Source organism: Niveispirillum sp. BGYR6 (genome assembly GCF_027568365.1).
GTDB lineage: Bacteria > Pseudomonadota > Alphaproteobacteria > Azospirillales > Azospirillaceae > Niveispirillum.
In genome coordinates this window covers 93,629-109,108 of sequence record NZ_JANLNL010000009.1, presented here as the reverse complement: position 1 = coordinate 109,108, position 15,480 = coordinate 93,629, and the positions used below count along the sequence as shown (strand labels likewise).

10 protein-coding genes are annotated in these 15,480 nt (G+C 66.5%); 4 read left to right on the top strand and 6 right to left on the bottom strand.

The features are described 5' to 3' along the window. Position 1: 1 nt before the first annotated feature. The 4 genes from PCJ49_RS17965 to PCJ49_RS17950 all read right to left on the bottom strand — a co-directional run bounded on the left by PCJ49_RS17965 (position 2) and on the right by PCJ49_RS17950 (position 6,621). Positions 2-1,801, bottom strand: a complete 1,800-nt coding sequence (locus tag PCJ49_RS17965; RefSeq protein WP_269912149.1) for an Eco57I restriction-modification methylase domain-containing protein — start codon at positions 1,799-1,801, stop codon at positions 2-4. A gap of 284 nt (positions 1,802-2,085) precedes the next feature. Continuing rightward, positions 2,086-2,487, bottom strand: a complete 402-nt coding sequence (locus PCJ49_RS17960; RefSeq protein WP_269912148.1) for a DUF3224 domain-containing protein — start codon at positions 2,485-2,487, stop codon at positions 2,086-2,088. 69 nt (positions 2,488-2,556) lie between these two features. Further along, positions 2,557-5,919 (bottom strand): SIS domain-containing protein, encoded by a 3,363-nt coding sequence (locus PCJ49_RS17955; protein ID WP_269912147.1) that lies wholly within the window; start codon positions 5,917-5,919, stop codon positions 2,557-2,559. Between the two features lie 84 nt (positions 5,920-6,003). After that, a complete protein-coding gene (locus PCJ49_RS17950; protein ID WP_269912146.1) occupies positions 6,004-6,621 on the bottom strand; it encodes a YceI family protein in 618 nt (205 codons plus the stop codon). Between the two features lie 164 nt (positions 6,622-6,785). On the opposite strand from PCJ49_RS17950, the gene PCJ49_RS17945 reads away from it, so the two are divergent. The 4 genes from PCJ49_RS17945 to PCJ49_RS17930 all read left to right on the top strand — a co-directional run bounded on the left by PCJ49_RS17945 (position 6,786) and on the right by PCJ49_RS17930 (position 11,146). Further along, a complete protein-coding gene (locus tag PCJ49_RS17945) occupies positions 6,786-8,117 on the top strand; it encodes an MFS transporter (RefSeq protein WP_269912145.1) in 1,332 nt (443 codons plus the stop codon). Positions 8,118-8,290: 173 nt separating this feature from the next. After that, complete coding sequence (gene rpmB / locus PCJ49_RS17940; protein ID WP_089286109.1) at positions 8,291-8,587, top strand: 50S ribosomal protein L28; 297 nt, start codon at positions 8,291-8,293, stop codon at positions 8,585-8,587. A gap of 240 nt (positions 8,588-8,827) precedes the next feature. Next, the gene (locus tag PCJ49_RS17935; protein ID WP_269912144.1) at positions 8,828-9,607 is read left to right on the top strand and encodes a queuosine precursor transporter; all 780 of its coding nucleotides are present in this window, start codon (positions 8,828-8,830) and stop codon (positions 9,605-9,607) included. Between the two features lie 147 nt (positions 9,608-9,754). Next, positions 9,755-11,146, top strand: coding sequence for a methyl-accepting chemotaxis protein (locus PCJ49_RS17930; protein ID WP_269912143.1), 1,392 nt, complete (start codon positions 9,755-9,757; stop codon positions 11,144-11,146). 56 nt (positions 11,147-11,202) lie between these two features. Here the strand turns inward: PCJ49_RS17930 and PCJ49_RS17925 are convergent, their stop codons facing one another. Together PCJ49_RS17925 and smc are read right to left on the bottom strand one after the other, a co-directional pair. Then, a complete protein-coding gene (locus PCJ49_RS17925) occupies positions 11,203-11,697 on the bottom strand; it encodes a hypothetical protein (protein WP_089286105.1) in 495 nt (164 codons plus the stop codon). Positions 11,698-11,878: 181 nt separating this feature from the next. Beyond that, the gene (gene smc / locus PCJ49_RS17920) at positions 11,879-15,409 is read right to left on the bottom strand and encodes a chromosome segregation protein SMC (protein ID WP_269912142.1); all 3,531 of its coding nucleotides are present in this window, start codon (positions 15,407-15,409) and stop codon (positions 11,879-11,881) included. Positions 15,410-15,480 lie beyond the last annotated feature (71 nt).

Below are 15,480 nucleotides of genomic sequence, written 5' to 3'. Positions count from 1 at the left end.
GTCACAGGCCATACAGCGCATCACAGGCGGCATCCAATGCGTCCCGCGTCGCCCCCTGCGCCACCAGCCGGGCCAGCGGGGCCAGGGCCTTGGGATCGGGCAGCGGCATGGCCTGCAACTCAAACGCCGACACCGCGACAGAGCCGGACAGGCAGCGGAAGGCCCGATCAGCCGCCCTGCTGTTCAGAAAGGCCGCCAGCACGGCGGGCGATACGGGCGGGCGGGCCACGCGCGGCACCAGCATATTGACGTGGTTTTCCACCGTCACCCCGCCATGCGGGGTGATGAAGCTGGCCGGCATTTCGGCGGCGATCAGCCGGCGGGCCTGTTCCTTGGCCGTGGTCCGCTGTAACAGCACGCAAGGGCGGCGGATCACCAACCAATCATCACCGGCACCTGGGATGAACCAGGGCTTGTGATTGGCCTTCTGGCAGCGATAGGCAAAGCGCCCATCGGGCGTGATGCTTTCCGCCCAGACCAGGGGAATGGCACCCTTGGCCTTGGCGTCGCCAATCTGCGGCTTGTGCCGGTTCCAGACCAGTGGGCCGGTGGAAACGCCATAGCCCCAATCGGCCAGCCGGTGCGACAGGGCGCGCAGGCTGGCCGCCAAGTCCGCCTCCCCCGCGTGCCGGGGTAAAATCCAGGGGGCCGTCACATCCGCCGGCAGGGTAAAATGGCCGGCGGGGCAGAGGCCGATGCCGCCGCCCTGGGCGATCTGGATCATCCGCACCTCCGCACGGCGCGGTCGCCGCACACCGCCACCGGCCCGGCGATAGGTTGCCAGCACGGTTTCCTGCAGCACATTGTCGAACACGCCCTTGCGCTGTTCGACGAAATCCAACCGCAGGGGGGGCGCTTCCTCGGCCAGGGTGCGGCGCAGATGCTTGAAATAATCACCGCCCAAAAACGAACTGGGGGTCAGGAAACAGACCAGCCCGCCGGGCCGGGCCAGCCGTACCGCCAGATCCATGAACACGCCATAAAGATTGGCATGGCCGAACAGGCTGCGGGCGAATCGGGCGCGCACCGGCTTGGGCAGCACCTGCCGGCCATAGGGCGGGTTGCCGATCACCAGATCGAAGCAGGGCTCCTCCCCCCGCTCCAGGCTGTCGCCGGCCTGCACGCAATCGCCCAGTCGCTGGCCGGTGCCCTGCAGCAGCGGCAGCAAGGCCGCCTCCAGCATCACCACGGAAATCCAGGCTGCCACCGGGTCCAGTTCCCAGCCGCGCAGCCGGGTGGCAATCGCGCGGGCGGCCAGAGCCGGTTCGACATTGCGCAAGGCACCCGCCATGCGCAGGCCACAGGCCACCAGAAAGGCACCGCAGCCCGATGCCGGGTCCAGCACCCGCGCCGACACCCAATCCAGCCCCGCCCCTTCCGCCTGATCGGCCAGACAGGAGGCGAGCGAGGCGGGGGTGTAGAACACGCCATGGCGGGCGCGATGTTCCGCCGACAGCAGACCGGCATAAAGATTGCCCAGCTTCTCACAGACCAGCGGCACCGGCAGCGGTGCCAGATCGGCCCCCCAGCGGGTTGCCTGTTCCCGCATCGCCTCGTCTAACCCAACCGGCAGCCGGGCCGGCAGTTCCGGCGGCGGCGATGCAATGGGCAGGCCGGTTTCCAGGGCGGCCCAATAGGATTGCACCACCAGCCCGGCAATGGCCGCCACATGCCGGCGCTGCTGTGCGGCCAGGGCAGCGGCGGCGGCCAGCAGCAGCGCCGACCCGTCAGCCGGCAGCGCCCCCGCGCGCTTGCGCGGGGCCTTGGCAGGGCTGGGAACGGGGCGGGTGCGGCGAACCAAAGGGCAACCTGACTAGGGTGATATCGGCGCTCACCATCGTTCAGCGCCGGGGGACTGGCAAGGGGGGATTATTTGGGGGGGCGAGGGACTCGGTTTGTTGAGCCGTAACCGATTCAGGCGCAAAGCTACTCAACCGCCCATTACCGTCACCCCGGCGAAGGCCGGGGTCCAGTTTCGTAGAGCGAAGCGCCTGTGACCCCTGGACCCCGGCCTACGCCGGGGTGACGGGAGAGAGTGACGAGTAACGGGTGAACACAGGGGAACCACATGGAAAAATCCCCCCCTCATTCCCCCGGCAGATCATAGGTGAAGTCGTAATAATGGTTTCCGTCGGCCACCTTAATGGCCATCTCCCCGGAAATGCCAGCCAGCCCGCCGGAACCGCTGTCCGGCACGACGGAGATGGACAGATGCGGGTGGCCGCGATCCATGGTGCCCAGATGACGCAGCACAAAGCTGCCGGTACGCCCGTTCAGCGTGCCACTCACCCGTTCCAGTGCCACATAGACCGCCGATCCTTCCACCCCCGTATGCGCGGTCAGCATCCGGCCCTGGCCGGTGGCATCCAGGGGGCCATGAAAGCGCTTGTTCAGCAGCATCTGGCCCAGGCTGGTGCCGTCGGCCGCATCGGGTTCGCTCTCGGGCGTCATCTTGACGTCGAAAGTACCGGTGGCATGGAGGCTCATGGCGGCGTCGATCCCATGGTTGGTGACGCCGCCATTCTATCAGAACATTACACGAACAGGAAAGCCCGTTCAGCCCGCCCGCACCAGATCGGCCGCCGGGCGGAACAGCAGGTCGCGCGGGGATGTCCGGGCGATGAAAGCGGCGAAATCACACGCCTCCCCATGCACCAGCTCGTGATAGGCGTCGAACAGATCTTCATAAAGATGCAGTTCCTTCAGCAGGGCCGTCTTCTGCTGCAGGCTGGCCTGGGCAACCAGATCGGTATGCAGCAGGGCCAGCCCGGCCAGCCGCCAGTCGGCCCCAGTGAAGAAGGGCACCAGCAACAGATTCTCCGCCTCCCCCGTGCCGGCGGAAAACACGGTGCGGCCCAGGCGCAGGGCCTTGCGCTTGCTGCCTGCCGCCACCCGGCCGCCATCATAGCCGGATGTCTGCCCGGCCGAACGGCCGACGCGGGTATCGGCCAGCAGCTTCGGCCCCTCCTTACCATCCCCCGCCAAGCGGTAAAGCAGCCCGCCCGTCACCCCCGTCAGCACGGCGGAATAGGCGGTCAGGGTCTGGCGGTCGGCCTCGGCCAGCGATTCCGGCGCCACACCCAGCTCCGCCAGCGTGGCCAGGATGGCGGGTGACACTTCCCGTGTCGGGCGGGAAATGCCCACGGTCACGGTCTTGGCCTGATGGCGGATGGTGTCGATGGGGCGGCTGGTTTCCTCAAACAAGGTCCGCAGCACCGCTTCGCCGGCCGTCAGCACGGCGGCGCGGCGGGCGGGGTCCGTACCGATGCCGGCCAGATCGGCCCCAAAGGCCGCCAGTTGCGCCACGGCGCGCGGCGGCAAGGCGGCATCCTGTTCGCCATCGGCAATGCGGCGCATTTCCAGCGCCACCGCATCCAGCAGCGGGCCGATGGGCCTGTCCTTTTCCACCAAAGCCTGCTCCAGCGCCGCACCCAGCTCCCGGAAGCCCTGGGACCGGCGGTCAATGGCGCGGGCGGCATGGAAACCCCAGAGATGCCCGGCCACTGTGGCCAGCACGAAATCCAGCCCGGCCCCGGCGGACGGCACGCGGATCACCGCCTCCGCGTAAGGATCGAAACAGGTTTCGCCCTTGGCGGCCACCACCAGGGGCTTGCCGGCATGGGCCTTGAAAATCGCCACTTCCTTGGCCGTGTCCTGCGCCAGCAGCGGCGGCAGGTCATTGGCGATCACCAGGGTCAGCGGCTCGGTCGACAGATCGATATGTTTCTTGTCCTCGGTATAATCGACCGGGATGGATTTGTAGCAAAGCTCCGACAGCTTGATGCGGATTTCCTCCGCCGCCACCTTGTTGGCGCCATTGCCCACCACCGCCCAATAGCGATTATAGGGGGCGTATTGTTCCGCCACGGCGGCAATCGCCGCCTCCTCATCCAGCACTTCCTGGATGCGGGCGGGCAGCCCTTCCAGCGCCACCAGCTCATCATGGATCTGCACCGGGCCCAGGGTGCCCAGCGCATCGGCGATGCAGAGTGCCGTCAGCTTGCCCGCCGTCACCTGCGAATAGAAGGCCTTGGTGCTGGCCACGGCCATTTCAATGTCGCGCCCGTCGCTGGTGAACAGGTGGCTGTCGGCCTTGCGTACCAGGGTGCTGTTGCGGCGGTTGACGATGGCGTGAATCCACGCCCCCGCCGCGCGCGCCAGATCGACCGTGCGGTTGGTGTCGGTGGTGGTGCCCGACTGGCTGATGGCGATCACCAGCGTATCATCCAGCACCACCCCATCCAGATCGGATGACAGTTCCGACGCCTTGGCCGCCTCCACATGGATGGCGCTGCCGACCAGCGCCTGGCGCAGCAGATGCGCCACGCCCATGCCGGCAATGGCCGCCGTGCCCTGGCCGGTGACGAAGATGCGGCGGATGGCGGGCTTGGCCGGATCGGTCAGGCGGCGGCGCAGGCTGGCCCAGATGCCATCTTCCCCCAGATCGAAGCTGGCCTGCCGCCCGGCACGGCTGTAACGCCCCACCAGGGTCTTGCGCACGCTGCCGGCGGCTTCGTGGACCTCTTTTTCAAAGAAATGGTCGAAATCGCCGCGGAAAATATCGCGGCTGAAAATCTCGATCGGGTCGGCTTTCAGGGCGGTGGGCTGGCCATCATCGATGGTGCGGGCGGCCAGCGCCGGTTCCCCCGCCGCGGTGGACAGCGTGACGGCCAGCCCGCCCTTTTCCACCTTGGCCAGCGCGATGGAGGCGCGGGCGCGCGGAGCCAGCCCATAATTTTCCGACGACAGGATCAGGCCATCCGCCACCTCTGCTACGAACAGGGCCTGTCCGCTGCCCTTCTGGCCCAGATAGAGCCGGTCCGGGTCCGTCGGGTGCAGCAGGCCGATGGCAACGGACCCTTCAAAGCGGCGCAGGGCCGCCAGGAAACGGTCGCCATTGCCATTGCCCGCCGTCAGCCGGAAGGTGACGGGGATGATCTTGGCATCGGTGGTGACGGCGGGCGGAATGGCCAGACCGGCGGCGTGTACCAACCCTTCACGCAGACCCTGGTAATTGTCGATATCGCCGTTCAGCACGGAAACGACATCCGCATCCACCGGCAATACCGGCCCTTCATCCCCCGCCAGGGCACCGCCCTGTGGGTGGCAATTGGGCAGGTTGATCGCCCCGTGGGAGGCCCAGCGCGTATGGGCGATGATGCCCACCTGTTCCGCCCTGGCCGCCATCTGCCAGAACAGCGCATCGGCGCGCAGCTTGGCCCGCAGCGTGGCGCCATTATCGCCCAGCTTGCCGATCAGCTGCGCCACCTTATAGGAGAAGCGCACCGTCGCCCCGCCATCGGCGAGCGCGTGGGTGACGAAGGCCCCATCGGTATCATAGCCGTCCCGCCCCAATGCTGCGGCCTGTCGGCGCCATGCGGCCAGTTCGGCATCAGCCAGGGGGCCAGGAATGGAAAGCTGCACGGAAATGCCGGCACTGTCGCGGCCCCGCACCTCCAGCCGGTCCAGATTCTCGATCACCTGTTCCACGGTCCAGGCGGTGAAATGCTGGGCGCGCAGCGGCTGGGCCACGCCGGCCAGCAGCGACAGGGTGCGGTCGATATTGGCCAGCACCTCATGCGTCAGCTGCCAGCCATAATCGCGCAAGCGTTCGGCCGTGCGCTCCACCCGCGGGTCACGCGCGTTGGCCCCCGTCTTCAAGGTCGCTTCCAGGGAAGCGACATAGGCGGCCGCCCGTTCCACATGGGCGCGCAATGCTGGCTGTTCCACCAGGGCCATATGGGTGGCGAAGGCCATCAGGTCGTTGAAACGGTCATGCAGCGCATCCAGCGCTGCATCAATGGCGTCCAGGTCCGTTGCCCTGGCTGCCAGCAGGTTGGCCGCGATGCCATCCACCCAGGAGGCATCTCCTGCCTGATGCCAGGAACGACCGGAGAGAAGGCCAGCGATGCCGCACATGGTGATCACCCGAAAGCTGAAGAACAGTACCCTAAATACGCTACCCCGGCGCCAGGGTGCAAATGGCTTGGCGGCATGGCCCGATCAAGGTGGCGCGGGTTCCGGTATCAAACCGGTCGCATCAATCCGCAATGCCACCTTATTGGCGATGAACAACCCGGCCACCCCATCCACCATGCCGTAATCCCGCCGGTCCAGAGCCCCCTTGGCGGTGATGAACAGCCGGCCGGGCGCACCATCCTGATCTGGAGTGATGGCCACATCCAGCACCAGCGGCCGCGTCACCCCGCGCAGGGTCAGTTCCCCCCGGATGATGCCGCTGACGGGGCCGGTGCGCTCCACACTCAAGCCCTTGAAATGCATGGTCGGGTAGCGTTCGGTCCAGAAGAACCCTTCCCCGCGCAGCCTTGCGTCACGCGCCGGCTGGCCGGTATCCACGCTGTCGGTGCCGATGGTGACATCGATATCGGCCACCTGCCCGCTGTCAGGATCAAAGGTCACATCGCCCTGTACGGCCGGAAAGCGCCCTTCTGCCTTGGCCACCGCCAGATAGCGCACGCTGAAGCCGACGCGCGTATTCTCCGCCCCCAGCCGATAGGCACGCAGGGCCGCCGGTGCCGTTTGCCAGGGCAACAGCGACAGCAGGGCCAACCCCAAGGCAGCGCCGGGATGGCGGACGGTGGAACGGGCGATCAGCCCCATGGCGGCATCCTGGTGGAAGGGCGGTCCATTTTACAGCCTCTGACCAAATCATGTTCCCAGTAAAAAGACCATTATGGCGCTGTCACGGCAAAGACACTTGGCCCGGCCCCGGCAACCATGACAGGCTGCTCATCCAGCCCATGAAGACGCCAAGGGGATGCCATTTGGAACAGACGCTGAAGGGACGCAAGGCGGCGGTGGCCGGCTGGTGCCTTTATGACTGGGCCATGTCGGCCTTTAACACGGTGATCGGCACCTTTGTCTTCAGCGTCTATTTCACCAAGGGTGTGGCGGCCGACCCCGATTCGGCTTCGGCCGACTGGGCCTTCATGCTGGGCCTCTCCGGGCTGGCCATTGCCGTGCTGTCGCCACTGCTGGGCGCCATCGCCGACAAGGGTGGGCGGATCAAGCCCTGGCTGGGCGGCTTCACCGCCATTGCGGTGGCGGGGGCCGCGCTGCTGTGGTTCGTGCGGCCCGACCCATCTTATGTGCTGCTGGCCCTGGTGATTGTCGGTGTCGCCAGCACGGCATTCGAGCTGGCCAATGTCTTTTATAATGCGCTGCTGCCCGGCATCGCGCCGCCCAGCCATCTGGGCCGGGTTTCCGGCTGGGGCTGGGGAACCGGCTATATTGGCGGGCTTTTATCGCTGATGGGCTGTCTGCTGCTGCTGTTGCAGACGGATACGCCCCTGTTCGGCCTGCTGGACAAGGCGGATGCCGCCCCGGTGCGCGCCACCTCCGTGCTGGTCGCCCTCTGGTATGGGCTGTTTGCCCTGCCCCTGTTCCTGCTGGTGCCGGACCGGCCGGGCAATGCCGCCCCGCTGGGGCAGATCGTGCGCGACGGGCTGGCCACGCTGGGCCGCACCCTGCGCGCCCTGCCCGGCCACGGCAATCTGCTGCGTTTTCTGGTGGCATCGGCCCTGTGGCGCGACGGGATCAACACCATCACCGCTTTCGGCGGCATCTATGCCGGGATCATTTTCGGCATGACGGAAGCGCAGCTGATTCTGTTCGCCATCCTGCTGAATGTCTCCGCCGGGCTGGGCGCCATCGGATTCGCCTGGCTGGATGACCGGATCGGCGCCAAGCCGACGCTGATCATTTCCATCATCGGGCTGATTCTCTCTGGTGCCGGGCTGATCGCCATCGGCACGCCGGCCTGGGGCTGGGCGCCGGCGCTGAACCTGCCGCTGGATTTCACGCCTGATCAGCAATGGCTGCTGCTCCTGGGGCTGGTGCTGGGCTGTTTCTTCGGCCCCGCCCAGGCCGCCGCCCGATCCATGATGGCGCGGCTGGCCCCTGCCGGGCTGGAGACGGAGTTTTTCGGCCTTTACGCCCTGACCGGGCGGGCCGTGGGCGTGCTGGGGCCGCTTTTCTATGGGCTCGCCGTCAGCCTGTTCGCCACCCGGCGGGCCGGCATGGGCACGGTGGTGGTGCTGTTCTTACTGGGGCTGGGCCTGCTGCTGCTGGTGCGGGAGCCGGGCCGCCAGGGCTGAAAGCGGCTATGCAGCAATGAAGGCGGCCCGCAGGCTTGACTCAGGGGCGGGTGTCGTCTATCAACGCGGCTTCATCGGCCAGGGGAAGCCCTGGCTGGATTGGTTTTATCGTGTCCGGTGCGCCCGGTAGTTCTCTCTCGCGGGCCGCCAGCAGCTTAAAGATAGGTGTTTCGATGTCCCGCAAGTGCGCCGTGACCGGCAAGGGTGTGCAGACCGGTAACAACGTCTCCCACGCCAACAACAAGTCCCGTCGGCGCTTCCTGCCGAACCTGCAGGAAACCTCCCTGCTGTCCGACGCGCTGGGCCGCATGGTCCGTCTGCGTCTGTCCACCAACGGCATCCGCACGATCGAGCACAAGGGTGGCCTGGACGCCGCCCTGCTGGATATCGCTGACGCCAAGCTGGACGTTGATGCCCGCAAGGTGAAGAAGCAGATCCAGAAGGCGCTGGCCGCCAAGACCGCCGCCTGATTCGGCGTCTGACGGTACCAGTTCGCTGCTGACGGTATTGTCGGCCCCGCGAAACCCCATCCGGGCGTTTCGCGGGGCCGCTGCCGTTTGGGGTATTGGTATTTACCTGCCCCCTCAAGCGCCGGGCGCTGCCTCCGGCAGCTTGGCTTACGCCGCACGAGCGGCGGGCCGGCGGTCGCCGGCCACAAGGGTCATGTCCCATGCCCCTTGGTATCAGTCACCCTTGCCGGTTCGCCTGCCATGTCGCTCTCGCCCACCGATCTCATCGCTTTCCTTAATCAGGTGCCACCGGAAGCACTGCTGCTGTTTCAGGCGCTGTTCTGTTTCGGTGCCATCCTGCTGATGGCGCGGCTGTTCGGGGCGGCGGGGCTCTATCTCTACATCGCCGTTGCCGTGATCGGCGCCAATGTAGAGGTGCTGAAGGCCGTGCAGTTCGGCTTCTATGACCATCCCGTGGCCATGGGCACGGTGCTGTTCGGCTCCACCTATCTGGCAACCGATATCCTGACCGAACATTTCGGCCGCGCTGCTGCGCGCCGCGCCGTTTTCCTGTCCTTTGCCGCCTATCTGCTGTTCACCCTGCTGATGATGCTGACGCTGGGCTTCCGACCCATGACGCCAGAACAGGCCGGTACGGATATGGCCTGGGCTTTGGGGATGCAGGACCATATCGCCGCCCTGTTCACACCGGCCCCGGCCCTGTTCGCCGCCGGCATGACCGCCTATCTCACCAGCCAGCTGTTCGATGTCTGGGTCTATCAGCGCATCCGGGGGGCCACCGGCGACCGGCACCTGTGGTTGCGCAATAATGGCAGCACCATGCTGTCATCGCTGGTGGATAATGTAATGTTCAGCGTGCTGGCCTGGGTCGTGTTCGCGCCAGAGCCGGTGGGCTGGGAGGCGCTTTTCTTCACCTATATCCTGGGCACCTATGGTTTACGTGTCGCCTTGTCTTTACTGGACACGCCGTTTATGTATTTGTCGCGCTGGGCACTGGGAAAACATCTGCCCTCCCAGTGAGATTGCCTTGGGCTTCCCTTTTCATGTCGCTGCGCAACAAATGGGGGGCCGACCAGCATTCCGAGCAATAGTATAGTTCGATTACATAAATTTAATTGCTCTAGATAGCGCTACCTTACAGTGGCGTCGAAATGGGGCAAGAAATTGATGCAAAAAGATAAAATGCTACGGATCGGGGTGGCGGTCGCGGGTTTGGCCATCGCCCTTCTGGTGGGCGGGGGCAGCCTGACCAGCGGTCTCTTCTGGCTGGGTCTCTTCATCGGGTTGGCAGCCATTCTGGCGGGGCTCTGGATCAGCCCTGCAACCCAGACCAGCGCTGTGATCACCGATGATGAAGCGCTGATGGAGACTTTCCGGCGCATTGCCTTTGACAAGTCACCGGACCCGATGCTGGTAGCCAACACCACCAGCTTCGTCGTTTCCAACGACGCCGCGCTGAAATTCATCAAGGCCAAGGATGCCAAACAGTTGCGCGGCGTGCTGCCCGGCGCCTTGTCCCCGGAACGGCAGCCCGATGGGCGGGTCTCCGCCGAGGTGGCGGGCGCCTACCTGCATGAGGCGATCCGCGATGGATTCCGTCGATTCGAATGGATGCACCGGGCGCTGGATGGCAGCCCGCTGCCGGTGGAAGTGACCCTGATCCCCTTCCCGTTCAAGGGGGAAACCCATGTCCTGGTATACTGGAAAGACATTGCCGACCTCTGGCAATCGCGTGAACGCAGCGGCAAGCTGGCAGATGAGGTGAACATTGTGGTGGATGGCTTCGCCACCGCCTCGGCCGCCCTGCAGGATGCCGCCACCCAGAATGCCGATCTGGCTGAACAGAGCAAAGCCCAGATGGGCGCGGCCAATGCTGCCGCCCGGCGCGTCTCCGCCGACACCCAGGAAGTGGCCGCCGCCGCCGGCCAATTGTCCGCTTCCATTGATGAGATCAACCGCCGCGTGGCAGAGGCAACCGGCATCTCCCGCACGGCGGAGGGGGAATCGCATCACGCCAATGAACTGATCCAAGGTTTGGCCGACATGGCCGGGCAGATCGGCACCGTGGTCAACCTGATCAATGAGATTGCCAGCCAGACCAACCTGTTGGCCCTGAATGCCACCATCGAAGCCGCCCGCGCCGGGGAGGCCGGCAAGGGCTTCGCCGTGGTGGCCGGTGAGGTGAAGAGCCTGGCAACCCAGACCGCCCGGGCCACCGGGGAAATTGCCGAGCAGATTGCCGCCATCCAGAACCAGTCGCAGATGAGTGTGGACGCCATCCGGACCGTCACCAAGGTGCTGGGCCAGATGAACGAAATCTCCAGTGCGATTGCCGCCAGCACCGAAGAACAGGGTGCCACCACGCGCGACATTGCCAGCCGCGCCGACAGCGTGGCCGCCGGTGTCAGCCAGTTGGCCAAAAATGTGGAACAGCTAGGCGAGATGGCGCAGCAGAGCGGGGCGGGCTCTGAAACCATGCTGATGGCGACCGCCGATCTGGACCGCAATTTTCGTCAGTTGCGGGAAAAAGTGTCGGCCTTCGTCGCCGGCCGCCGGTAACCTTATTCCAACCCGCCTGAAGCTTGACCTTCAGGCGGGTTGGAATAACGGGAAAATCAGCGCTGCAACTGGCCTTGCTGCGGGATCAGCGCCAGGCAGTTTTCCACAATGCGATAGCATTGACCCAGCCGGGCGCTCGGCCCCTGGCTGGCGCCGCCATAGACGATGCGCTGCACCACACCATCCTTCACCGTGAAGGTGGCCTGACAGTCGCGCGTCTCCGTCTCCGGATAATCGAACGGGCCCGGCCCCCAGCCATAGCCATACCAGGGCGACCAGGGCCGGTAATAGCCATAGGCAGCGGAGAAGCGCGGGCTGCCCGGAATGGTCACCAGCCGCTCGCTGGTATAGGTGTAATATTCCACATTATCGACCGTGGCTGTCCGCGTCGGCACCCCGGCGCAGGACAGCAGGGTCTGTTTGGGCATACCGACGAAGGCCTGCTGGGCGTAAAGCGCCTGATCGGCCTGCGGGTTGGCGCAGGCGGCAAGGCCCAGCAGCGCGGCCGCGCCCGCGGCCAAACGCACGCCCGTCTTCAGACGAGAAACCATGGTGCATACTCCTCAACATGCGTCCCGGGCCCGATCAGCGGGCCCTGCTTCTGCCGCCCCGTCCGGTCGGCGGACCGGAAAGGGTTGATCCCTCTCCTGATACGCTGACCGACCTGTTTTCCTGTCATGGCAAAATGGCATCGCCAAGGCGGCGTTGCAATGTGACGAAAAGGAATTGTCGTCAGCTCTCCACCATTTCCGCCGCGCGGGCCAGATCGACCGATACCAGTTTGGAAACGCCCCGCTCCATCATGGTCACGCCAAACAGCCGGTCCATGCGGGCCATGGTCAGCCGGTGATGGGTGACGATCAGGAAGCGCGTGGCGCCGCTGCGGGCCATTTCTTCCACCATGTCGCAGAACCGGCCGACATTGGCCTCGTCCAAGGGGGCGTCCACCTCATCCAGCACGCAGATGGGGGCGGGGTTGCACAGGAACACGGCGAACAGCAGGGCCAGGGCCGTCAGCGCCTGTTCCCCGCCCGACAGCAGCGACAGCACCTGCAATTTCTTGCCCGGCGGGCTGGCATAGATTTCCAGCCCCGCATCCAGCGGGTCTTCAGCTTCCGTCAGTTTCAGATGTGCCGAGCCGCCGCCGAACAGGCGGGTGAACAGATCCTGGAAATGCGCATCCACCTTGGAAAAGCTGGCCAGCAGCCGTTCCCGCGCCTCCCGGTTCAGGCCATTGATGCCCTGGCGCAGGCGGGCGATGGCGGCGGTCAGGTCTTCCTTTTCCGCTGTCATGGTGCCGATCTGCGCTTCCATCTCCTCCACCTCCTGCTCGGCGCGCAGGTTGACGGGGCCGATGCGCTCCCGCTCCTCCAGCAATTTCGACAGGCGTTGTTCCAGGGCCGCCGGGTCAGGCCGCTCGTCATCAGCGTCGAAATCAATGCCGGTGGCAGCGGCGATCCGATGCGGCTCGCAATCCAGCTTTTCCGCAATGCGTTCGGCCAGGGCTTGCATATGCTGCAGGGCCTGTGAAACGGCGGCTTCGGCATGGGCGCGGGCTTCACGCGCGTCGGCCAGGGCGGTTTCCGCCTTGGTGCGGGCCTGTTCAGCCTCGGCCAGCTCCGCCTCAGCCGCCTGCAAGGCGGCCAGTGCCTCGGCCCGATGGCGCTCGGCGGTCTGGATTTGTGCGGCCAGCAAGCGGCGCTCCTCCTGGATCGCCAGGGGGCGCTCGGCCAGGGTTTCCAGTTCCTCCCGCCCTTCGGCGGCGCGTTGTTCCAACTCAGCCAACCGGCTGGCCGCCCCCTCCACGCGGGCGGCCCAGCCCTGTTCTTCCTGTTGCAGCAGCGACAGGCGGCGGCGGCGCTGTTCGGCCTCCCGCAGCAACTGGTCAGCGCGGGTCTGCCGGTTGGCCAGGGCGGCGCGCAGTTCCGCTTGGCGGGCGCGGGATTGGGCGATGGCATTGCGGGCAATGGCGGCATCGGGCAGCGCATCCAGCGCCGCCTGCGCTTCCGCCTCCGCCGTTGCGGCCTCCGCCCGGTCGGTTTGCAGCGCCGTCAGGCTGCCCAGCAGGGCGTCCAGCTTGGCAGCGGCGGCATCGGCATCGGCCTTGCGGCGGGCCAGCCCGTCGCGTGCCTGTTCCACGGCACGGAAGCCACCGCGCACGGCCTCGCGCGCCTGCCGGTCACGTTGGGCGGCCTGATCCTGGGCTTGCCGTGCCTCCCCTTCCCGGCGGGCGGCCTGTTCGCGGGCACTGGCATGGGCCTCGCGCGCCGTGGCTAGCACCTCTTCCGCCGCATCCAGCTCCATTTCCAATTCGGCCAAGCGGTTACGCTGGGTCAGGCGGATGGCGGCGGCGGTGGGGGCACCGGGCTTGCGGGTCAACCCGTCCCAGCGCCAGGCCCCACCATCGCGGGTGACGATCATCTGGCCGGGCAGCAGCCGGGTCGACAAGCCGGCAGCCTGGGCGGCATCCTTCGCCACCCCGATCTGCGGCAGGCAGCGGCCCAGCGCCGCCGGGGCCTTCACATAGGCGGTCAGCGCGGTCAGCCCGTCCGGCAGGGCCGTGCCTTCCGGCAAGGGCGGCAGATCGCGCCAATAGATATTGGCGGCGGCATCCAGCGGGGCCGTCAGATCATCGCCCAGTGCTGCCGCCAGCGCCTGTTCATAACCAGCGGTCACTGTCACCGCATCGATCAGCGGCGGGAACAGGTCAGCCTCGTCCAGCCCCAGCAGGGCGCGCAGACCGTCGCATTCGGCCTTGATGCGGGTGAAGCGGGATTCCGCCTGGGTCAGCGCGTCGCGGCTGCGCGCCTGGGCACCGGCAGCCTCGGCCCGTGCGCGTTCCAGGGCGCGGTCGGCCTCCCCCTTGGCGGCTTCGGCATTTTCCGCCTCTTCCCGCGCCAGTTCCAGCCGTTCCTCGGCCAGGGCCAGCGCCTCCTCGGCGGCGGCCAGTTCCAGCCCGCCATCCAGCCCCTGGCGCAAAAGGTCGGCCTGGGCCTGCTGTTCGGCCAGCCGGCGGTCCAGCGTGGCCAGCCGTGCCTGCTGGTCCCGCAGGCGGCTCAACTGGGTATTGCGCGCCGTTTCTTCGGCACCGGCCTGTTCCAGCAAGGCGGCCAGGGCCAGATCGGCCTGTTCCACCGCATCGCGGGCGGTCAACAGGGCCTCCTGCGCCTCCTCCTGGTCCAGCGCCTCCTCGGCCTGGGCATCCAGCAATTGCTGGCGTTCTTCGCGCAGGCGCAGCAGGGCATTGTCGGCATCGGTGGCGAGTGCGCGTTCGCGCGACAGGTCGGACGCGATCTGGGCCAGCCGGCGCTGGGTGGCAGATTGGGCCTCCGCAACGCGCGCTTCCTCTGCCGCCAGTTGTTCGCGCGCCAGCACCAGCCGTTGCAGGGCTGACGCGGCGTCGGCCTCCGCCTGGCGTTTGGGCGGCAGGGTGGCAGCGATGGCGGCCCGGCTTTCAGCCAGGGTCGTGCCGGCCAGCATGGCCTGTCGCACCGCCTCATCCGCGCGGGCATGGCCGGAACGGGCGCGGGTCAGCGCCCCTTCGGCATCCTGCCAGCGGATATGCAGCAGGCGCGCCTCCGTCTGGCGGATATTTTCCTGCACATTGCGATAACGGGCGGCCTGTTTGGCCTGTTTGCGCAGGGTTTGCAGTTGGGCATCCAGCGTGCCCAGCACATCATCCAGCCGGGTCAGGTTGGTTTCCGCGGCGCGCAGGCGCAATTCCGCCTCGTGCCGCCTTGCGTGCAGGCCGCTGATGCCAGCCGCCTCTTCCAGCAATTGCCGGCGGTCCGCCGGCTTGGCATTGATCAGCGCCCCCACCCGGCCCTGGCTGACCAGCGCCGGGCTGTTGGCGCCTGAGGCATTGTCGGCAAACAGGATCTGCACATCGCGGGCGCGCACCAGCTTGCCATTGATGCGGTAATCCGACCCCGACCCGCGTTCCAGCCGGCGGGTGATTTCCAGCTCGTCAAACTCGTTGAAGGGCGGTGGCGCGGTGCGGCCATCATTGCCCAGCACCATGGTCACTTCGGCGATATTGCGCGCCGGCCGCGTGGTCGTGCCGCCGAAAATGACGTCATCCATATCCTCCCCGCGCATCCGCTTGGCCGAGGTCTCCCCCATGGCCCAGCGCAGGGCTTCCAGCAGGTTGGATTTGCCGCAGCCATTGGGGCCGACCACGCCGGTCATGCCCGGCTCGATCAGCAGTTCGGTCTGGTCAACGAAGGATTTGAAGCCGGAAAGGCGAAGCTTGGTGAACTGCACGGGCTGTCGGATTCACAAAAACGGGAAGGGATGGAACGCAAACGGGGGTGGTGCCAGCGGGCACCACCCCC

What these genes read in the sequence shown, in the direction of transcription:
- rpmB (WP_089286109.1), top strand. Translation starts at nt 8,291, where the DNA reads ATGTCCCGCAAGTGCGCCGTGACCGGCAAGGGTGTGCAGACCGGTAAC.
- PCJ49_RS17960 (WP_269912148.1), bottom strand. Translation starts at nt 2,487, where the DNA reads ATGAGCCTCCATGCCACCGGTACTTTCGACGTCAAGATGACGCCCGAG.
- PCJ49_RS17950 (WP_269912146.1), bottom strand. Translation starts at nt 6,621, where the DNA reads ATGGGGCTGATCGCCCGTTCCACCGTCCGCCATCCCGGCGCTGCCTTG.
- PCJ49_RS17930 (WP_269912143.1), top strand. Translation starts at nt 9,755, where the DNA reads ATGCAAAAAGATAAAATGCTACGGATCGGGGTGGCGGTCGCGGGTTTG.
- PCJ49_RS17925 (WP_089286105.1), bottom strand. Translation starts at nt 11,697, where the DNA reads ATGGTTTCTCGTCTGAAGACGGGCGTGCGTTTGGCCGCGGGCGCGGCC.
- PCJ49_RS17955 (WP_269912147.1), bottom strand. Translation starts at nt 5,919, where the DNA reads ATGTGCGGCATCGCTGGCCTTCTCTCCGGTCGTTCCTGGCATCAGGCA.
- PCJ49_RS17935 (WP_269912144.1), top strand. Translation starts at nt 8,828, where the DNA reads ATGTCGCTCTCGCCCACCGATCTCATCGCTTTCCTTAATCAGGTGCCA.